Raw genomic sequence first — 20,725 nt, forward strand, 5'->3', positions numbered from 1 at the left:
GCAAAACGGAATGGCCGCCTTTGCCGTTCCCACTTTTTCTTTGACCTGAGGTAAATCCCTGAATGGATCCTGATCCGAGCCCCGACACTACTCATTCGGTTCCCCGGTAAAACCTCTCCGCTCTGCGTTGCTGTTTTACCGGTTTAGGTAAGCAGCGGCACTTGTTCGATAGTTCGCCTCTGTTGTGATTGAAAATCAGTGATCTGCTCCGGCGGAGGATTTTTGGCGCGTCCGAAAATCAAGCCAGCGAGCCGATCCGCCGTTCACCCACTGCCGTGAGGCGCTGGGCAATGAGGTGCGAACGATGAAATTAAAACAAATCCCCCGTCGGCTGCTGGGTCTGCTCAGCCGCAATTTGCCACGCCGTCTGGTGCGGCGTGATGCACTGTTGGAAAGCGTCAGTGGATCGGCGCAAGAGTTGCCTGCCGGTTTGGCGCAACAACGTCTGGAATGTGCCGCCGCCAGCGCGATGCAACTGTATGAGCGTTTCAACAGCCACCCGGAAGGCATCACCGAGCAGGAAGCAGAAACCGCCCGCGGCCAGTTTGGTAGCAACACCATCGAAAACCAGCTTGCTGAAAGTTGGTGGAAGCATTTGTGGCACTGCTACAGCAACCCGTTCAATCTGCTGCTGACCGTACTGGGGCTGATTTCCTACGCCACCGAAGATCTGATTGCCGCGCTGGTGATTGGGCTGATGGTGCTGATCTCCACGTTACTGCATTTTATCCAGGAAGCCCGCTCCAACAAGGCGGCGGACGCGCTGAAGGCTATGGTCAGCAACACCGCAACGGTGTACCGCAGCGATGCGCATACCGGTAAAAGCGAGCATAGCGAACTGCCGATCTCACAGTTGGTGCCGGGCGATATCATCAAGCTATCGGCTGGGGATATGATCCCGGCGGATCTGCGGTTGTTGTCTGCCAAGGATCTGTTTATCAGCCAGGCAGCGTTGACCGGTGAGTCACTGCCGGTAGAAAAAGTGGCAGATCCACGTAGCCAGGTGAGCGATCCGTTGGAGTGCCAAAACCTGTGCTTCATGGGCACCAACGTCGTCAGCGGTACCGCGCTGGCCATGGTGATCGGCACCGGCAGCGAAACCTACTTCGGCCAGTTGGCACAGCGGGTGACCAGCCAGGATGAGCAGCCCAACGCCTTCCAGGCCGGTATCAGCAAAGTAAGCTGGCTGTTGATCCGCTTCATGCTGGTGATGACGCCGATCGTGCTGCTGATTAACGGCTTTACCAAAGGCGACTGGTGGGAAGCGGCGCTGTTTGCGCTCTCGGTGGCCGTGGGGCTGACGCCGGAAATGCTGCCGATGATCGTCACCTCTACTCTGGCGAAAGGGGCGGTCAAGCTGTCGCGTCAGAAGGTGATCGTCAAACGTCTGGACGCGATCCAGAACTTTGGCGCGATGGATATTCTGTGCACCGATAAAACCGGCACGCTGACCCAGGACAAAATTGTGCTGGAGCGCCATACCGACGTGTTTGGAGCTAACAGCGAGCGGGTGCTGCGCTACGCCTGGCTGAATAGCTTCTACCAGACCGGGCTGAAAAACCTGCTGGATGTGGCGGTGCTGACCTGTGCCGACGAAAGCCAGCAGCCGGACGCGTTGCAGCATTACCGCAAAGTGGACGAGATCCCGTTCGATTTCGAACGTCGCCGCATGTCGGTAGTCGTTGCCAAAGAGGCGCAATACCACGAGCTAATCTGTAAGGGCGCACTGGAAGAGATGCTGTCGATCTGTAGCCACGTGCGGCAGGGAGATGAAGTGATCCCGCTCAGTGAAGCGCTGCTGGCGCGCATCCGCCGTGTTACCGACGAGCTGAACCAGCAAGGGCTGCGCGTGGTGGCGGTGGCCAACAAGATCCTGCCAGCGACGGATCATGAGTATGGCGTGGCGGATGAATCGGATCTGATCCTCGAAGGCTATATCGCCTTCCTCGATCCGCCGAAGGAGAGCACCGCACCGGCGTTGGCTGCGCTGAAAAAGAATGGTGTAACCGTCAAAATCCTCACCGGCGACAACGAACTGGTCGCCGCCAAGGTGTGTAAGGACGTGGGGCTGGATGCGGAGCATATCCTGCGTGGCAGCGAGATCGAACTGATGGATGACGCCACGCTGGTCGCCGCGGCGGCGCGTACCACGGTGTTTGCCAAGCTGACGCCGCTGCACAAAGAGCGCATCGTCCAACTGCTGCGTAAGCAGGGCCACGTGGTGGGCTTTATGGGTGACGGTATCAACGATGCCCCGGCACTGCGTGCAGCGGATATCGGTATTTCGGTAGATTCTGCGGTGGATATCGCCAAGGAAGCGGCGGATATCATCCTGTTGGAAAAAAGCCTGATGGTGCTGGAGCAGGGGGTGATCGAAGGCCGTCGCACCTTTGCCAACATGCTGAAATACATCAAGATGACGGCCAGCTCCAACTTCGGTAACGTCTTCAGCGTGCTGATCGCCAGCGCCTTTTTACCCTTCCTGCCGATGTTGCCGCTGCATCTGTTGATCCAGAACCTGCTGTACGATATTTCGCAGATTGCCATCCCGTTCGATAACGTCGATGACGATCAGATCACCAAGCCACAGCGTTGGAACTCTGGCGATCTGGGGCGCTTTATGGTGTTCTTTGGGCCGATCAGCTCGATCTTTGACGTACTGACCTTTGCCCTGATGTGGTACGTGTTCCAGGCCAATACGCCGGAAATGCAGACGCTGTTCCAGTCCGGCTGGTTTGTGGAAGGACTGCTGTCGCAGACGCTGATCGTCCATATGATCCGTACGCGCAAAATTCCGTTTATCCAGAGCCGCCCATCCTGGCCGCTGTGCGTGATGACGTTGGCGGTGATCGCCGTCGGTATCGGCCTGACCTTCTCGCCGCTGGCGGGCTTCCTGCAGCTGCAGGCGTTGCCGCTGAGCTATTTCCCTTGGCTGGTGCTGATCCTGGCGGGTTACATGGTGCTGACCCAGTGCGTGAAAGGCTGGTTTGTCCGCCGGTATGGCTGGCAGTAATTTTGCTGGTGGTGAGGTGAGGAGGGAAATCTCCTCACCACCAAATCAATTTGTGATCCATCGCACCGTTTTGCCCCTGCGGTTGGACATCTCCCTCCGGCTCGGTCTTTATCTACTTCCTTGGCTAGATTGATTTTTCCTCTGAGGAATTTCCGATGCACAAACCCTTCAGTTATACGCTACTGGCTTCTTCGCTGTTATTTTCCCTTAATGCGCTGGCTAAACCGGCTGGCGATCTGCCGCTGATGCCCTGGCCGCAGCAGGTTGAGTTAGCTCAGCCGCAAGGCAAGCTGGTGCTGGATTACCGCTTATCGTTCAACGTTCAGGGCGATGACTTGAGCGAAGCGCAGGCTCGCTGGCGCGATCGCCTTGAACGGCAAACCGGTTGGACGTTGGCCCCACAGGGCGAGAAAAACCAGGCGGCAACGATCAACATCATCATCAAACACCAGGTTGCAGCCCAGCCGTTACCGGATAGCGATGAGAGCTACCAGCTCAAGGTGACATCGCAGGGCGCGACGCTGACGGCCAACACTCGCTTCGGTGCGCTACGCGGCATGGAAACGCTGCTGCAACTGGTGCAGACCGACGGTGAAAACACTTTCATGCCGCAGGTGTTTATTACCGACGTCCCGCGTTTCCCTTGGCGCGGCGTGCTGCTGGATTCGGCGCGCCATTTCCTGCCGGTCGAGGATATTCTGCGCCAGCTTGATGGCATGGCGGCCGCTAAACTCAACGTATTCCACTGGCATCTAACCGACGATCAGGGCTGGCGCTTTGCTTCCGAGCACTATCCAAAGCTACAGCAACTAGCCAGTGACGGCCATTTCTACACCCGTGAACAGATGCAGCAGGTAGTCGCCTACGCCACGGCACGGGGTATCCGGGTGGTGCCAGAAATCGATCTTCCGGGTCATGCTTCTACCATTGCCGTTGCCTACCCAGAGCTGCTCAGCGCGCCGGGGCCGTATCAGATGGAACGCCACTGGGGTGTCCACAAGCCCACGCTCGATCCTTCGAACGACCAGGTTTATCAGTTTGTCGACAGCATCATCGGCGAATTGGTGGCGATCTTCCCCGATCCTTACTTGCATATCGGTGGGGATGAGGTGGATGCCACCCAGTGGAAAGAGTCCAAAACCATCCAGGCGTTTATGCAGCAGAACCAGCTGGCGGATGCCCATGCGCTGCAGGCTTTCTTCAACCAGAAGCTGGAAAAGATCCTCGAAAAGCATCAGCGCCGCATGGTGGGTTGGGATGAGATTTACCATCCGACCTTGCCGCGCACCATCGTGATCCAATCCTGGCGTGGGCCAGATTCGCTAGGGGCCAGCGCCCAGGATGGCTATCAAGGCATTCTCTCCACCGGTTTCTATCTCGATCAGCCGCACAGCACCGCCTACCACTATCGCAATGAAATTTTGCCGCAGCCGCTGGGGGTAGATACCAACGTGCAGGCGGGGGAGCAGGCGCAGAGCTGGCAGTTCAGCATGCCGCGTTTCAAGGGGAGCCCGGTGGAAGGCACCTTCACGCTGATCGAAGGCAAGCAGGGATGGCGTGGCTTTATCGATTTCAAAGACAAATCGCGCCGTGCTGTACGGGATATCGATTGGCGTACGCCAGAACAGGTGACCTTCCGCATTGATACCTGGATGGGTGACACGCGTCCGGTATTTACTTTGCAGCAGGACCAATTGAGCGGTTACACGCTGGTGGGCAACGTGCGCTACCCAACCAGCGGCAGTAAATTGACGACGATCCCGGCGGGCGTGATGCCGGTGGTGCCGGATGAGCAGCATCAGGCCAATATTCTGGGGGGCGAAGCCGCCTTCTGGGCGGAAAACATCCGCGCACCGGTGCTCGATCTCAAGCTGTGGCCAAGAACCTTTGCCGTAGCGGAACGTATGTGGTCGGTCAAGGATGTGACCAATGAGGACAATATGTACCAACGCCTGGCGGCGATAGATGCCTGGTCGGTGGTGTCTGTTGGCCTGCAACAGCACGCTGAAACGGCGCGTGAGTTTACCCGCTTAGCTAACAGCGTCGATATCACCCCATTGCAGGTCTTGGCCGAAGCGGTGGAGCCGGGGCAGTATTACACCCGTCAGCACCTGAAGTTCAAGGCAGGTAATTACCATCAATTTGAGCCGCTGAACCGCTTTGCCGATGCCATCCCACCGGAAAGTGCGGCGGTACGCGATCTCGATCAGCAGGTGGCGTTGTTGCTCAAAGACAAGAACCATCGGGCAGCGGCGGAGGCGATCCGTGAACGTCTGCAACGCTGGCAACGTAACGGTGCACCGGTGAAGCAGGTGATAGCCGGTAACGTGGTGATGAAGGATTTGGCACCGGTGGTACAGGATGTCAGCGCGTTGGCCGATCTGGGCTTGATGCTGTTGGAACGCTATCAGCAAGGGAAGCCTTTGAGTAAAGACGAGGCGGAACAGGCTCAGCAACAGTTGGGTGCGGCAGCACAGATCCGGGATGAAGTGGTGATTGCGGCGGTGTACCCGCTGGAAACGCTGTTGCGCGCCGTAAAGGTGCAATAATCCTGACAGGGGATGGCCGCTATTGCCGTCCCCGTTGCTTTCCTTGGTGAGAGCTTTATCGTTATCAAGCTTCAGCTTGAAAGGTGAAGGATATCGCTCTACTTTATTGATTGACGATAAATAGCAGGCAGATTATGACAGCTAAAAAAATAGAAACCGCCCTGGTCACCGCTGGCCGTAAGCCTCGATTCACCCAAGGATCGGTCAACCCGGTGATCCAACGCGCCTCTTCCTTAACCTTTGATACGGTGAAGGCCAAAAAGTTTGCCACCGCCAACCGTGCTAAAGGTGAGCTATTCTACGGGCGTCGCGGCACCCTGACGCATTTCTCATTCCAGGACGCGATGGCCGAGCTGGAAGGCGGGGTAGGCTGCTCGCTTTACCCTTGTGGGGCGGCGGCTGTCACTAATGCTATCCTGGCGTTTGTTGCCAGTGGCGACCATATCCTGATGACCGGAGCCGCCTATGAGCCGACGCAGGATTTCTGCAACAAGATCCTGAGCAAGCTGGGCGTGGCAACCACCTATTATGACCCGCTGATCGGTGCCGGGATTGCCGAGCTGATCCAGCCCAATACCAAAGTGCTGTTCCTTGAATCCCCAAGCTCTATCACCATGGAAGTCCAGGACGTACCGGCGATGGTGAAGGCGGCCCGGGCGGTTAACCCAGATATCGTCATCATGATTGATAACACCTGGGCGGCGGGCATTCTGTTCAAGGCGCTGGATTTTGGCGTGGATATCTCTATTCAGGCCGGAACCAAATACATCATTGGCCATTCCGACGCGATGCTGGGTACCGCCGTGTCGAACGCTCGTTGCTGGGACCAACTGCGTGAAAACTCCTACCTGATGGGGCAAATGGCCGACGCGGATACCGCCTATAACGGTAGCCGTGGCCTGAGAACGCTGGGTGTCCGCCTCAAGCAACATGAGATCAGCAGTATCGCCATTGCCGAATGGTTGGCGGCACGGCCGGAGGTGGAGCGGGTCAACCATCCGGCGCTGCTTTCTTGTAAAGGGCATGAATTCTTCCAGCGGGATTTCAGCGGTAGCTGCGGGTTATTCTCTTTTGTGCTGAAAGGACGGCTGACCAATGAGCAGCTTGCCCACTATCTGGACCATTTTGAGCATTTCAGCATGGCCTATTCGTGGGGCGGGTTTGAATCGCTGATCCTGGCCAACCAGCCGGAAGAATTGAACGAGATCCGCCCGGCAGCCAAGGTGGACTTTAGCGGCACATTAGTGCGTGTTCATATTGGTTTTGAGAATATTGACGACCTGATCGCCGATCTGGAAGCGGGCTTTGCGCGTCTGAAGTGACCCCTCACCCTAACCCTCTCCCACAGGGAGAGGGGACCGACCGAGTGTGTTTGAAATTGTAGTCACTTACCTTGGCTCTGCTGGGCGGTATTACCTCTTTACTTCCAAAAGAGCAGAGGCTATCAGCTCCCTCTCCTTGGGGAAATGCAGAGGGGACTGCACATGCCACAGATTGACTATGATCGGTTTACATGTCACAGACTAACTCCCGCACCTGATAACAGCACTGAACTGGCTCCCTCTCCTTGGGGAGTGGGTTGGGGTGAGGGAGAATTCACCATGGCCAAACCAGAACATTTCAATCATCTTTCCCACACCGATTAGCGGCATTTAAACTGGCCAGGAATTTCTATTGAGAGAGGAAAGCCCCAGGTGTAGGGTAGCTTCACCTATCATCAATATGGCTTCAATGACAAGGATCCGTCATGTTGCAGAAAATCGTGCTGCTGTGCCTCGGGTTAGCCGCCAGCGTACTGGCGCAGGCCGATTGCACACCGCAATCGCTTGAACGCCTCAACCAATACACCAGAAGTGCACTGACAGAGCTACAGGCCGTCAAGGAAGATGGGGAAGAGGGCGGTGATACTGCCGTTTCCGCCATTGCCCGCGAACAACTCCATAAGTACAAGGATGCCCTGGTGAAGGGGATCGATGGCCATCTCAGTTGCAGCCCCATAGACAGCGATGACGCCTCACTTCAGCAAGCGCTGTTGCCCATGGTCGCTTTGCCAGTACAAGTGCCGGAATCGAACTTCTATGGCTCAGAGCCAGGTTTTGAAGTCACCCGCCAGCCTGAATTCCCCGATATTGTGCTGATCCGCAGTGGTTTCGCAATTCCGTGCGGCGACGACAACGTGCTGCTGGCCTATCAGCGGCGCGAGGGGAAATGGAGCCGCATTCTGCGCTGGCAAAGCGATGACTATCATAAGATTTCGGGTGCCTTTGGCGACAACTTTACCTACCACCTGATCCCTTCTCCACAGCCAGCCACAACGCCCAGAATGGTAGTGGCACAGGGTACGCCCTGGTGCACGTCTCGGTGGAGCGTGTTTCAGCTCAACTTGATTGAATTGGCAACGCAGAATGCGGAACAGCGCACGTTATTCCACACCCAGGAAGATTATGTCCGTTTTACGGACGACGACACGCCGGCCCTACGTGTTAAAACTACTCCGCAAGGATTTGAAGTGCGGGCAGAGGTAGGCATGTTGGATTCGGACGTGATGACGCGCCAAGGAATCTTCCGCTATCGCATCAATGGCGAGCGGGTAGAGCGGATTCAACCAGCGGCTATGAACGGGCGCGATTTTGTGGATGAATGGCTACAGGTTGACGACGAGACGGCGAACCGCTGGAGTATGCCACAGGCCGCCAGCGCATTGGCAGATCAGCACCAGTTGTTGAAAAACCGCTATGGCAACTACGGAGCTGTACGGTTATGCAAGGGTAAGCCGGAGCGTTATCAGGTCGAAATGCTGTTTAGCGCACGCGATGCATCCCGCTTAAAACCTGCGGTTGCGGAGCAACAGGCCTATTTTATTATTCAGCCGATTGTCGGCGGTTTTATGATGGAGGCCGTTTCCGCGCAGGCCGATCCTGAATGCGCTAGCCGGGATATTATGGCGAGTCAGTAACCGCGAAATAAAACGGCCAGCAAAGGCTGGCCGCATTCGATCGCACCGGGTTGCCGATTAACGGCGAACGGCGATGGCTTCGATCTCGATTTTCACGTCTTTTGGCAAACGTGCCACTTCAACGCAAGAACGCGCTGGGAACGAGGCGTTGTGCTCGGTGAAGAACGCTTCATAGGCCGCGTTAACGGTAGCGAAGTCGTTGAGGTCTTTGACGAAAACGGTAGTTTTAACGATGTCGCCCACTTTCAGGCCTGCGGCTTCCACGATCGCCTTCACGTTGGCCAATGACTGGCGCGCCTGAGCGGCAACGTCATCGGGTACGGCACCGGTTTTCGGATCGACCGGGATCTGGCCGGAGGTGATGATCATGCTGCCCAGGTCAACGCCCTGCACGTAAGGACCAATGGCGGCTGGCGCGAGTTCAGTGCTGATATTACGTGACATTTTTTCTCCTGATATCCTGTTGTTGTTCAAACGGCGAGTCGGCCCGCCGTAAACTCACATGGACGCAGCATGCAGCGCCCCTACGACGCACCATTATAAAGGGTGCCCGCCAGATTGACAGCGCCACCCCCCAATTTTAGTCCGTCTGTAACACCACCTGATGATCGAACTCTTTCTCGCAGTAACGGCACTTCAGGTGCACTTCCCCAGCATGGGATTTGACGCTGAAACTGGAGGCCACCGGCTCGCTACGGCTGATGCAGTTGCTGTTCGGGCAGGTCAGTACGCCGTCGATATGATCCGGCAGGCTGAGCGTCAGCTTGCGCACCACTTCATAGTTATCGATACGGTTGACCGTGGCCTTGGGCGCGTACATCGCCAGCTGGTTGGCCTGCTGCTCGGTCAGGAAGGTGTTCTCGATCTTGATCAAATCCTTGCGGCCCAGCGCTTTGGAGGGCAGGTTCAGGCCGATGGTGATGCGCTGATCGGTGGCGGTCAGTTTGAACAGCGAGAGCAGCTTAAAGCCGATTTGCGCCGGAATATGGTCGATTACCGTGCCGCACTTGATCGCTTCAACCTGGAGTTTGTTATCGTGAGTCATGACGGTTCCCCCTTAAAGAGCCAATTCTGCGTTTAAAACCAGTGCCAACAGCGCCTGACGGGCGTAAATACCGTTGCCTGCCTGTTGGAAATAGTGGGCATACGGTGTCTTGTCCACCTCAATGGCAATCTCGTCGATGCGCGGCAGCGGATGCAGCACCTTCATGTTGTCCCGGGCTCCGGCCAAGTCAGACGCACGCAGGATGAACTGCGCCTTCACGTTGGCGTATTCGGACGGGTCCAGACGCTCTTTCTGCACGCGGGTCATATACAGAATATCCAGTTCCGGCACCACTTCCTCAATGCTGTTGTGGCGGCTGTAGGAGATGCCTTTTTCGTCCAGCATCTTCAGGATATAGCTCGGCATTGCCAGGGCATCTGGTGCGATGAAGAAGAAGTGGTTCCCTTCATATTTTGCCAGCGCCTGGGTGAGTGAATGCACGGTGCGGCCATATTTCAGGTCGCCGACCATGGCGATATTGATATTGCTCAGGCGGCCCTGGGTTTCCTGGATGGTGAACAGATCCAGCAGCGTTTGGGTTGGGTGCTGGTTCGAGCCGTCACCGGCATTCAACACCGGGATACCGCCAGAGAATTCAGCGGCCAGACGGGAAGCGCCTTCCTGCGGATGACGCATCACAATGGCATCAACGTAGGTGCTGATCACCGAGATGGTATCGGCCAGCGTTTCGCCCTTTTTGCCGAGGGAGGTGTTGCTGCTGTCGGAGAAGCCGACCACCGAAGCCCCCAGGCGCTGGATGGCGGTCTCAAACGACAGGCGGGTACGCGTAGACGCTTCAAAGAAGCAACTGGCGATCACCAGGTGTTTGAGCAGCTCCGGCTGCGGGTTAGCTTTCAGGCTGGCGGCGGTGCTGAGCACCAGCTCCAGATCTTCACGGCTGAGATCGTTAATAGAGATGATGTTCTTGCGATACAGCGGATTGGCCATGTTCACTCTCCTCGACTCTTGCCCTTGGCGCGGGGCTTTTCAATGTAATAGCAATGCTTTGGACAAAAAAAAGCCCCTCAACGAGGGGCTTTAAATGATGGTTCATGCAACAGGGGAAATAACGGCAGTTGCCCGCCGATTGGCTGGCGGTCTTGTCGAGTGTGGCGAACAAAACAAAGCTCGTTTTTCATGCTTTCTCCTGGCAAATTGTCGCGCATTATACTCGCGCTTTTTTTCTCTGCAAGGGTAAAAACACCACTTTTTGCGATTTCGCAATCGATTGGCTTGATGATTACCGCTGCGAGTAGAACTTGGTGTCTGGTTGTTTGGCCATGCTGCCGCTAGCGCTTAATCATGCATATGCTCACCGGCCTGTAAGGCAGCCCGGTCGTAATGCTGCACGATGTGGCCGTTTTCCATCAGGGCGGCGCGTTCGGACATATGGGCTATCACGTCGCCGTCGTGACTGACCAGCAGATAGGTCATGCCATGCTCGCGTTTGAGATGGTTGAGCAGGTTGAGGATCTCAGCCTGTACTGACATATCCAGCGCCGAGGTGGGCTCATCCAACAGCAGAAGCTTAGGCCGCAGCAGCAAGGCACGGGCGATAGCAACGCGCTGGCGCTGGCCACCGGAAAGCTGGTGGGGATAACGCTGTGCCGTGGCCTCGCTCAGCCCTACCTGCCGCAAGGCTTCGTCGATCCGCGCCGTAATGTGTTTTTCACCGTGGATCTTCAACGGTTCACCCAGCGTACGGGCAATCTGATGCTGCGGATGTAACGAAGCGTAGGGATCTTGAAACACCATCTGCACGTCGCGGCGTAATTGGCCGGTGAACCGTTGCTGTGGTTGCAGAGGCTGGCCGAGCAAGCGAACTTCTCCGCGCCATTCACGTTGCAAACCGGCCAGCACGCGCAGCACGGTAGATTTGCCGCAGCCTGAAGCCCCAATCAGGCTGAAGGTTTCCCCCGCCTCAACGCCAAAGCTGACCGACTCCACAGCGATCTTATGGCCGTTGCCCTGTGGGAAGCTGACCTGCAAATTTTCAATTTCAATCAGCGCCATGTTCACTCCGGGTAAAATCGATGCTGCGATCCAGCACCAGCAGATCCTGGCCGTAGGTGCTGGCATTGGGGCGGCAGGCCCACAGCGTGCGAGTGTAAGGATGAGTGGCTAGTGGCAGGTTGGCCGCGATCCCCTGATCCACCAGCTTGCCCTGATACATCACCAATACCCGGTCGCAGCGCTCGGCCACCAGCGGCAGATCGTGGCTGATCAGCAACAGCCCCATGTTACGCCGCGTGGTTTGTTCGACGATCAGATCGAGGATCTGATTACGCAATCTGGCATCCAGCGCCGAGGTTGGCTCATCGGCAATCAGCAGTTGCGGATCGTTGACCAGCGCAATCGCCAACATGGCACGTTGCCCCATGCCGCCGGAAAGCTGGCCGGGGTAGCTGTGATAGAGACTCTCCGGCAAGCCGACGGCGGCCAGTGAGTTCAGCACCCGCTCATGGCGATCGGCCCGGGTTAGTGCGTTATGCAGCACCAGGGATTCTTCGATCTGCTTACCAATGCTGCGTACCGGATTCAATGCGTAGCGTGGATCTTGCAGCACCATGGCGATTTTGGCGCCGCGTACCTCGTTCCATTGGCGTGGCTGAAGCTTCAATAAATCGGTCTCACGATAGTGCAGCTTATCGGCGGTGACGATGCCAGGCTTACGCACCAGCCCCATCAGGGCACGGGCGGTCATGGATTTGCCTGAGCCGGATTCCCCCACCAGCGCCACTTTCTCCCGGCCAATGCTGAAAGAAAGGCTATCCACTACCTTGTGGCCGTTAAATTCGATACTCAGGTTCTGTGCTGTCAGCAGTGGTTCAGTCATGATGCGGATCCAGTAAGTCGCGCAGGCCGTCGCCCAGCAGGTTAAACGCCAGGCTGCTGATCAGGATCGCACCGCCAGGGATCGCGGCGATCCACCACTGATCGAAGATCACTTGCATCCCGTCGGCTACCATCGATCCCCATTCCGCCATCGGCGGTCGTGCACCCAGCCCCAGGAATCCCAGACCGGCAGCGGCCAGAATAATCCCCGCCAGATCCAAAGCCAGGCGAACGACGGCAGAGGGCAGGCACATGGGCAGAATATGGCCCCACAGCAGGCGTGACCCCTGAATGCCCATCATCTCGGCAGCGGCCAGGTAGTCGCTTTTACGCAGCAGTTGGATCTCGGCTCTGGCTTGGCGAGCATAGGCGGGCCAGGTGGTGAGCGCCAACGCCAACGCACCGTTGACCAGCCCAGGACCGAGCATCGCCACAAAGGCAAAGGCCAGGATCAGTCGTGGCATCGACATCACCACGTCGGTAAAACGCATCAGCACGCGCTCCAGCCAGCCGCCGTAATAGCCGGATAGCACGCCAATCAGCAGGCCGAGCGGCAGGGTGATGGCCGTGACCAACAGCACTAGCCCAAGGGTTGGTCGGGTGCCGTAGATCAGGCGGGAAAGGACGTCGCGGCCATAGCTGTCGGTGCCGAGCCAATGGCCCGCTCCCGGTGGTAATAGGCGGTTGGCGGCGTTTTGCCAGTTGGGATCGACCGGTGCCAACCAAGGCGCGAACAGCGCTATCAGCACCAGTACCAGCAGAATGGTGGCTCCGCAGGTGGCGGAAGGCGAACGTTTAAGTAGCGTCATAGTCATTGGCGCGCCCTCGGATCGAGCAAGCGCACCAGCAGGTCAGTGAAATTGTTGATAATCACAAAGCACAGGCCGATCAGCAGCGTACCACCCATGATGGCGGTGGTGTCCCCGGCAAACAGCGCGGTGGTCAGATAGCGGCCAATGCCCGGCCAGGAGAACACGGTTTCGGTCAGAACCGCGCCCTCCAGCATGCTGGTATAGGCAAGAGCGATCACTGTCAGCAGGGTGCCGCTGATGTTGGGCAGCACGTGGCGGAACATGATGCGCATCTCGCTGGCCCCTTTGGCGCGTGCCAGGGTGATGTACTCTTTATTCAGTTCGCTCAGGCAGGCGGAACGGGTCAGGCGGGTAATGCTGGCCAACGAATAATAGGCCAGCAGGCAGACCGGCAGCACCAGATGTGCCAACGCATTGCTCACGGCCCCCGCATCGCCGGAAAGCCAGGTATCAATCAGCGCGAATCCGGTTTTGGCCTCCACGGTGTATTGGTAGATATCGTCCAACCGCCCCGGTCCGGCGCTCCACTGTAGCTTGGCGTAGAACAGCAACAGCATCAGCAGCCCCAGCCAGAAGATGGGTACCGAGTTGCCGAGCAGGGTAATAAAGCGCACGCCGATATCCAGCTTGCTGCCGGCAAAACGCGCACACAAGATGCCAGCCAGCACGCCGAGCGGGGCACCAATCACCAACGAGAGTGTGGCCAGTTCCAGCGTGGCCGGGAAGGCATGCAGCAAATCCAGCAACACTGGCTGGCCGGTGGCGCTGGCGGTGCCGAGATCGCCATGGGCCAGCCGCTCCAGATAGTGCCAGAACTGCACCGGCAAAGAGCGATCCAGACCGAGCTGCTGTTTTACCTGCTCATAGGTGGCAGCGCTGGCGTGATCGCCGACGATCTGCAACACGCGATCTACTGGCGACAGCGCAGACAGTAAGAAGGTGATCAACAACAGGCCGAACAGGGTCAGCGCCAGCGTGAGCAGCCCCTGCGCCAATCCCCAAAGACGACGCCGGGCATTGCTTCCCAGCGTGGATTTTATTGCTACCGACATGGCAATCCTGATTATTTGCTAACGCGATCGTAATAGACCATATCCGCATTCAGGCCCTGTTGATAGCCTTTGACGTTATCGCGCAGCACCACCTGCGTTTTGGCCTGATCGATAAACACATACGGCGAGCTACGCTGCAATTCCTGCTGCATGGCGGTATACAGCGCGGTGCGTTTGGCCGGCTCGGCTTCTGCGACGGCTGCCAGCGTTTGTTTGCTCAACTCAGGGATCTGCCAGCTGTTCAGCCCGGCCACCGTGCTGCTTTTGCCATCGTTATAGGCGAAGGCGCTGGCGTTGGAGTGCGCATCGAAGTAATCCGGGATCCACAGGCGGATCGCTGCCTGATGCTGCTTGGCGCGTACGCGGGCATAGACCTGGCTACCGGCTGCTGGCAACAGATCGAGCTTCACGCCACCCTGGGCAAAGCTGGCCTGTAGCGACTGGGCGATGGTGATGAACGGCGGTTTGTTTTCCACGTCCAGCGTCAGGCTGGCGTTGGTGATGCCAGCTTTTTCCAAAATTGCCTTGGCCTTGGCCGGATCGAAGCTGAACGGGTTATCTTCCAGCGCTCCCGGTAGGCCGACCGGCAGGAAGCTTTGATGGACGAAGTATTGTCCTTTCAGCAGATCCTTGGTGATGCCCTGATAATCTACCAGATAGCGGGCTGCTTCCCAGAAGGCCGGATTTTTCAGCAGCGGGTTGGCGGTATTTCCGGTGTTGAACACCAGATAGTTCTGCTCGGCGGAAGGGATTTCCAACACCTTCACACCCGCCTGGCTTTTCAGCGCAGCGGTTTGATCCGGGCCGAGTTCACGGGCCACGTCGGCATCCCCTTGCTGGATCAGCAGGCGGCGCGCGCTTGGGTCTGGCACGTTTTTGATAATGATGTTGCTTAGCAGTGGCTTATCGCCCGGTGAAGTTGGGTTGGCATCCAGCACGATCGCCTGGTGCGGCTGGTAAACCCGCATCTTGAACGGGCCGCTGCCCGCAGAGTGCATCTTCAACCAGGCGTTGCCGAAATCGTCACCTTTCACGTTAGGCTGCACGGCTTTGCTGTCGACGATTGAGGCGATCGGCGTCGAGAGGATATTCAGGGCCACCGCCGGGCTGACGTCTGCCGTCCAGCTCAGTTGTACGGTATGGTCGTCGATCTTCTTCAGCTGCTTTTCGATATTGTCTGGCTGCCAGCCGAGCACGTTGAGGATAAATGCTGGTGACTTGTTCATCTTCACTGCGCGGGTATAAGAGAAAATCACGTCGTCGGCGATCAGCGGGTTACCGGAGGAAAACGCTGCCTGTGGGCGTAGCTTGATCGTCAGGGTCTTGGCGGCGGCATCATCCTGCCAGCTTTCAGCCAGCACCGGGATCACCTTGGCCGGATTATCACGATCGGCCTGCACCAGGCGTTGATAGAGGCTGGGAACTGTCTGGATGCTGGAAAGCTCATTGGCCTCCGCCGGATCCAGGCTGACGATATCATCCAGTGACTGCACCACCACCAGCGTATTCGGCGGCGTGGCGGCTAGTGTAGTGGTGGAGAGGGCGGCAAGAATAAACAGCGGCAAGACTTTGGCTTTCATAGACGTTTTCCCTTGAATGTACCGGTAAACCAGAACGGAGAAGAGGTTGTTCTCATTAGTTTTTTACGGCATTTCCGCCGCCAGAATGCCACGGTAGAACGTTGGTAAAAAACAGGCAAAGGCCAATAAGTTATTAACAATAACGAAAAAGACTATAGAGGCAGAAGGGGGGATTAACCAGAAAAAACCCTTCACTAAGAAGGGTTTTTGGAGAGGACGATTTACAGGGTTTTGCTCAGCGTGGCGACCATCACGGCCTTAATGGTGTGCAGGCGGTTCTCTGCCTGATCGAATACGATGCTGTGCTCCGACTCGAACACCTCGTTGGTCACTTCCATACCGCCGTGCATGCCATACTGCTCGGCCATCTGTTTACCCAACGTGGTTTGATCGTCATGGAATGCTGGCAAGCAGTGCAGGAACTTCACCTGTGGATTACCGGTCAGTTTCACCATCGCCATATTCACCTGATACGGCCTGAGCAGGGCAATCCGCTCCTGCCAGGCTTCTTTGGCTTCCCCCATGGAAACCCAAACGTCGGTATACAGGAAATCGGCACCTTGCACGCCTTCGGCAATATCTTCCGTCAGGGTGATTTTACCGCCGGTCTGCTGTGCCAGCGCCTGGCATTCAGCAACCAGCTCGGCCTGCGGCCAACAGGCCCTCGGCGCGACCAACCGCAGATCCATGCCCACTAGCGCGGCGGCTTCCAACAGGGTATTGCCCATATTGTTACGTGCATCGCCAATGTAAGCGAATTTCACCTCGCTCAACGCTTTCCCCGGCAGGTGTTCACGCACGGTGAGCAAATCTGCCAGCAGTTGGGTGGGATGGAACTCGTTGGTCAGACCATTCCACACTGGCACACCAGCATGTTCTGCCAAGGTTTCCACCAGGCACTGGCCAAAACCGCGATATTGAATACCGTCGTACATCCGGCCCAGCACGCGGGCGGTGTCTTTCATCGACTCTTTATGGCCGATCTGGCTGCCGCTTGGGCCAAGGTAGGTCACCTGAGCGCCCTGATCGAATGCGGCAACTTCGAAAGAGCATCGGGTACGGGTGGAGTCTTTTTCGAAGATGAGCGCAATGTTCTTGCCTTGCAGATGGCGGGTTTCCTGACCTTGCTTCTTGGCCTGCTTCAAATTGGCGGCCAACTGCAACAAGGACTGGATCTCACTGGGGGTAAAATCCATTAATCTCAAAAAGTGACGACTGTAGAACGGGTTCATCTGGCTCATCTCCGTAAATCCCTATCGTTTTGATTGAATTTAAATTCACTTTATATGTATGAATATTCAATTTCAACCCCAAGGCAGAAATCTTTCACGTTTATCGTGGCAGCGGTGACAGCGGTGTGTGAAAATAGAAGTAACGAAGCCCATTTTATTGAGGATAGAGGCATGGCAAACCGCGAATTGCTGGAAGAACAACGTGAAGAGACCCGCCTGATCATCGAAGAACTGCTGGAAGACGGCAGCGATCCGGATGCGCTCTACACCATCGAGCACCATTTCTCTGCCGAAAAGTTTGACGTTTTGGAGCAGGCCGCCGTGGAAGCCTTCAAGTTGGGCTACGAAGTGACCGATGCCGAAGAGCTGGAAGTGGAAGATGGCTCCATAGTGATGTGCTGTGACGTGATCAGCGAAGTTGCGCTGAATGCCGAGCTGATCGACAGCCAGGTAGAACAACTGGTGGCGCTGGCAGAAAAATGCGGTGTCAATTACGACGGTTGGGGCACCTACTATGAAGATCCGAACGGTGAAGAAGGCGACGACGACGAAGACGGCGACTTTATCGATGAAGACGACGACGGCAAACGTCATTAATTAAATCCTGCGGGCTGGCGCAAGCTGGCCCCTGATAGAACCCGATGAAATACCAATCACTGTTATCCCCGATTTTAAACTTCCTGCACTGCGAAACCCCGAATGGATGGATCGAAGCGGCCCGTCGCCCGGAAAACCTGCCACTGTTGCTGACTGACCACCTGGTATGCGAGCTGAAAGCGGCGCAGACCGGCATGTGGCTGATCCGCCGCTATGTGGCAGACAAAGAGAGTGGAGATGCCCTGCTGGCACTGCTCAGGCCCTATGAGGCGTTTGTGCACGAGGCGCAGGAAGTACCAGAAGAACTGTTCCGCCAGAGCGCGTTTACCAGGAAGATCCTGCCGAAGAATGGCTCGGCCTATGGCCAGGATCTGGTCGATAAGATGGTGTTGCTGATCAAAGAGGAGCTGCATCATTTCTCTCAGGTGCTGGAGATCATGCAGGCCCGGCAGATCCCTTATAGAAAGATCACCGCCAGCCGCTATGCCAAAAGCATGATCCGCGAGGTGCGCACTCACGATCCGGCTACCCTGATCGATAAACTGATCTGCGGCGCGTATATCGAGGCCCGCTCCTGTGAACGCTTCGCCAAGCTGGCCCCGTTCCTGGACGATGAGCTGAACCGGTTTTACGTCTCGCTGCTGCGTTCCGAAGCCCGCCATTATCAGGATTACCTGACGCTGGCAGAGCAAATTGCCGGCGGCGATATCAGCGAACGCGTGGCGTTTTTTGGCCAGTTGGAAGCGGAACTGATCCGCTCTCCGGACACCGAGTTCCGCTTCCACAGCGGCGTGCCAGTGGCGTGAGGGAATTACAGCGTTTCCCCTAATATCAAATCCACTGCCTTTTCGGCCAGCATAATGGTGGGGGCATTGGTGTTGCCGCTGGTGACCTGCGGCATCACCGAACAGTCGACCACCCGCAGGTGCTCAAAGCCATGCACTCGTAGCTGCAAGTCGGTCACCGAGTCCTCCGTATTTTGCCCCATCCGGCAACTACCCACTGGGTGATAGACCGTCTTGCAGAAGTTGCGCACAAACTCCTCCATCTGCGCCTCATCGTTCACCCACGCCGGTTGTGGCATCAGCAGATCTTTAATCAGCGGCTTGAGAGAGGCGGTTTCCAGGAAGCGCAGGCCAAATTTCACCGCGCGAATGCTGCCTGCCAGATCGTCTGGATGACCAAGGTAGTTGGCCTGTAGCTTGACCGGATCGGCAGGGTTACGGCTGCGTAACTGCACCTGGCCGCGCGCTTTGGGTTGCAGATAACCGACCTTGAGCGACATACCGTGGATCGCCGGTAGCGGTTCGCCGGGCACGTCGTCCCAACTGTCCAGAATCGGCAGGAAATGTACCTGCACGTCTGGCCTGCCATTACCCAGGGAGTCTGCAAAGGCGGCCCCCTCCAGTACGTTAGAGGTCAACACGCCGCTGCGAAACGCCAGCCACTCTGCACCGTGGCGTAACGCCTGTAATCCCCGATCGGCACCGAACAGGCTGACAGGTTCGCGGGTGCTGACGTTAATCGACATATGCAGGTGATCGTGGAAGTTTTTGCCCACCGGCAGATCGGCCAGCGGCGTAATGCCTAACTGCTCCAGATGTTCGCGCGGGCCGATGCCGGACAGCATCAGGATCTTTGGTGAGCCAACCGCCCCGGCGCTGAGGATCACTTCCTGGCTGGCATGGGCGGCGATCTCATTGCCACCGTTCAGGCTGTAGACCACTCCAGTTGCCACGTTGTTTTCGAAGGTGACGCGATGCACCAGCGCGTTGAGTTTCACCACTAGCCGCGAGTTATCGCGCACGGCTTGCAGATAGGTGCGGGAGGTGCTGGCGCGTTCACCATTGTGAGTGGTGGTTTGGTAGAAACCTACACCATGCTGATTTTCACCATTAAAGTCGTTGCGGTAGGGCAGATCCAACTCCTGGCCCGCGCGGATAAACGCCATGCTGAGCGGATGGCGGTAGCGGTTCTCGCTGACCGGCAGCAGCCCTTCGTTGCCGTGATACTCATCCGCCAGGCTTTCATTGGCTTCGGCGCGTTTGAAGTAAGGCAGCACGTCCTGATAGCTCCAGCCGGTACAGCCATACTGTTGCGCCCAGTCGTCGTAATCCTGCGGTTGGCCGCGCAGATAGATCATACCGTTGACCGAGCTACTGCCGCCCAGCACCTTGCCCTGGGCGATCTGCATGCGGCGATTATTGGCGTGCGGCTCTGGTTCGGTTTCATACGGCCAGCTTTTCTTGGCGATGATTTTGGCTACCCCAGCGGGCATTTTGATAAACAGATTATTGTCGTCGCCACCGGCTTCCAGCAGCAGGATGCGGGCCTGGGTACGGCGGATGAGCTGGGCTGCCAACACGCAACCCGCCGAGCCTGCGCCAACAATGATGTAATCGAAGTTATTTTCTGACATGACCGTTCCCTGTGCGTGATGGTTAGAGACTGTCATGGCAGAGTAACTCAGAAGAATAGTAGGTCAATTTGCGATCGTTAATTTATTAATGAATATCACAATAAATTTACATTTAAGCATGCGGAATCAGTTTAACTTGTTGAAATATAGAATTACCGTGTGAATTTTTGAATGATGTTGATGTTAATAATTTTTCTGTGAGTGATGTGTTCTCTCCCTCACCCCAACCCTCTCCCCAAGGAGAGGGAGCCGATAGGCGCAGTTGTCAGGTAAAGAAGTTAATTGGTAACAGGGGGGATATCGAGGGTGTATACCGTAATTAAGTTGTGGCACATTCGGTCCCCTCTCCCTGTGGGAGTGTACAGACCGGGGACAGGGTAGACAGGTGTTCAAGGACATGGTGAACACTTTTTAACATCCTTTACCCATGATGATCGACCTACTTCTCAGGTCGATCATCCCCACTTTCGTGCTGTACCACCATACCTCGTAGTAGCCCTCTCTCTCGCTTTCCTTCAGCCCGACATATTCACCGATAAAGGCCTTGCCCACTTTCAGACCCATCCCTTTCAGGCTCAGTTTTCCACTGACATCCACTTTCCTGACCAGGACCCCCTCGTCATACTCGGCTGCCG

16 protein-coding genes and 1 pseudogene are annotated in these 20,725 nt (G+C 56.7%); 6 read left to right on the top strand and 11 right to left on the bottom strand.

Annotated features, from left to right (window positions below; all coding sequences use genetic code 11):
- The first annotated feature begins 304 nt into the window (after positions 1-304).
- From mgtA to ACMV5H_RS14940, 4 genes are all read left to right on the top strand, one after another.
- Positions 305-3,013, top strand: coding sequence for a magnesium-translocating P-type ATPase (mgtA, locus tag ACMV5H_RS14925; protein ID WP_021807796.1), 2,709 nt, complete (start codon positions 305-307; stop codon positions 3,011-3,013).
- 155 nt (positions 3,014-3,168) lie between these two features.
- Positions 3,169-5,562: a beta-N-acetylhexosaminidase gene (locus ACMV5H_RS14930; protein WP_414822036.1), complete on the top strand. Its 2,394-nt coding sequence runs from the start codon at positions 3,169-3,171 to the stop codon at positions 5,560-5,562.
- Between the two features lie 134 nt (positions 5,563-5,696).
- On the top strand, positions 5,697-6,884 hold the full coding sequence (gene metC, locus ACMV5H_RS14935; protein ID WP_414822037.1) for a cystathionine beta-lyase: 1,188 nt from the start codon (positions 5,697-5,699) through the stop codon (positions 6,882-6,884).
- A 425-nt stretch (positions 6,885-7,309) separates the two neighbouring features.
- The gene (locus ACMV5H_RS14940; protein ID WP_223537220.1) at positions 7,310-8,518 is read left to right on the top strand and encodes a hypothetical protein; all 1,209 of its coding nucleotides are present in this window, start codon (positions 7,310-7,312) and stop codon (positions 8,516-8,518) included.
- Positions 8,519-8,575: 57 nt separating this feature from the next.
- On the opposite strand, the gene ridA is transcribed toward ACMV5H_RS14940, so the two are convergent.
- The 9 genes from ridA to argF form a co-directional block, all read right to left on the bottom strand.
- A complete protein-coding gene (gene ridA / locus ACMV5H_RS14945) occupies positions 8,576-8,962 on the bottom strand; it encodes a 2-iminobutanoate/2-iminopropanoate deaminase (protein ID WP_021179099.1) in 387 nt (128 codons plus the stop codon).
- 136 nt (positions 8,963-9,098) lie between these two features.
- Positions 9,099-9,563 (bottom strand): aspartate carbamoyltransferase regulatory subunit, encoded by a 465-nt coding sequence (pyrI, locus tag ACMV5H_RS14950; RefSeq protein ID WP_414822038.1) that lies wholly within the window; start codon positions 9,561-9,563, stop codon positions 9,099-9,101.
- A 12-nt stretch (positions 9,564-9,575) separates the two neighbouring features.
- Complete coding sequence (pyrB, locus tag ACMV5H_RS14955) at positions 9,576-10,511, bottom strand: aspartate carbamoyltransferase (protein ID WP_021179101.1); 936 nt, start codon at positions 10,509-10,511, stop codon at positions 9,576-9,578.
- Positions 10,512-10,859: 348 nt separating this feature from the next.
- On the bottom strand, positions 10,860-11,576 hold the full coding sequence (locus tag ACMV5H_RS14960) for an ABC transporter ATP-binding protein (protein ID WP_115159496.1): 717 nt from the start codon (positions 11,574-11,576) through the stop codon (positions 10,860-10,862).
- The gene (locus ACMV5H_RS14965) at positions 11,563-12,399 is read right to left on the bottom strand and encodes an ABC transporter ATP-binding protein (protein WP_414822039.1); all 837 of its coding nucleotides are present in this window, start codon (positions 12,397-12,399) and stop codon (positions 11,563-11,565) included. Before ACMV5H_RS14965 ends, ACMV5H_RS14960 begins: the two co-directional genes overlap by 14 nt.
- A complete protein-coding gene (locus ACMV5H_RS14970) occupies positions 12,392-13,213 on the bottom strand; it encodes an ABC transporter permease (RefSeq protein WP_414822040.1) in 822 nt (273 codons plus the stop codon). Before ACMV5H_RS14970 ends, ACMV5H_RS14965 begins: the two co-directional genes overlap by 8 nt.
- Positions 13,210-14,262 (bottom strand): ABC transporter permease, encoded by a 1,053-nt coding sequence (locus ACMV5H_RS14975; protein ID WP_414822041.1) that lies wholly within the window; start codon positions 14,260-14,262, stop codon positions 13,210-13,212. The genes ACMV5H_RS14970 and ACMV5H_RS14975 overlap by 4 nt, the downstream gene beginning before the upstream one ends.
- Positions 14,263-14,273: 11 nt before the next feature.
- Entirely contained in the window at positions 14,274-15,842 is a 1,569-nt protein-coding gene (locus ACMV5H_RS14980; RefSeq protein ID WP_414822042.1) for an ABC transporter substrate-binding protein, read from the bottom strand.
- A gap of 221 nt (positions 15,843-16,063) precedes the next feature.
- Positions 16,064-17,083 carry an ornithine carbamoyltransferase gene (gene argF, locus ACMV5H_RS14985; protein ID WP_179252838.1) on the bottom strand — a complete coding sequence of 340 codons (1,020 nt, stop codon included), beginning with the start codon at positions 17,081-17,083 and terminating at the stop codon, positions 16,064-16,066.
- 162 nt (positions 17,084-17,245) lie between these two features.
- On the opposite strand from argF, the gene rraB reads away from it, so the two are divergent.
- Both rraB and miaE read left to right on the top strand, forming a co-directional pair.
- Entirely contained in the window at positions 17,246-17,671 is a 426-nt protein-coding gene (gene rraB, locus ACMV5H_RS14990) for a ribonuclease E inhibitor RraB (RefSeq protein WP_414822043.1), read from the top strand.
- Between the two features lie 44 nt (positions 17,672-17,715).
- Complete coding sequence (gene miaE, locus ACMV5H_RS14995; RefSeq protein WP_179252839.1) at positions 17,716-18,477, top strand: tRNA isopentenyl-2-thiomethyl-A-37 hydroxylase MiaE; 762 nt, start codon at positions 17,716-17,718, stop codon at positions 18,475-18,477.
- Between the two features lie 5 nt (positions 18,478-18,482).
- Here miaE and ACMV5H_RS15000 read toward each other — a convergent pair whose 3' ends face one another.
- Positions 18,483-20,090: a GMC family oxidoreductase gene (locus ACMV5H_RS15000; protein WP_179252840.1), complete on the bottom strand. Its 1,608-nt coding sequence runs from the start codon at positions 20,088-20,090 to the stop codon at positions 18,483-18,485.
- Between the two features lie 411 nt (positions 20,091-20,501).
- Positions 20,502-20,725 (bottom strand): annotated as a pseudogene (locus ACMV5H_RS15005) (IS481 family transposase); the annotation flags it as partial.

The sequence above is a fragment of the Serratia sp. N21D137 genome (assembly GCF_047530005.1).
GTDB classification, from domain to species: Bacteria; Pseudomonadota; Gammaproteobacteria; order Enterobacterales; family Enterobacteriaceae; genus Chania; species Chania fonticola_B.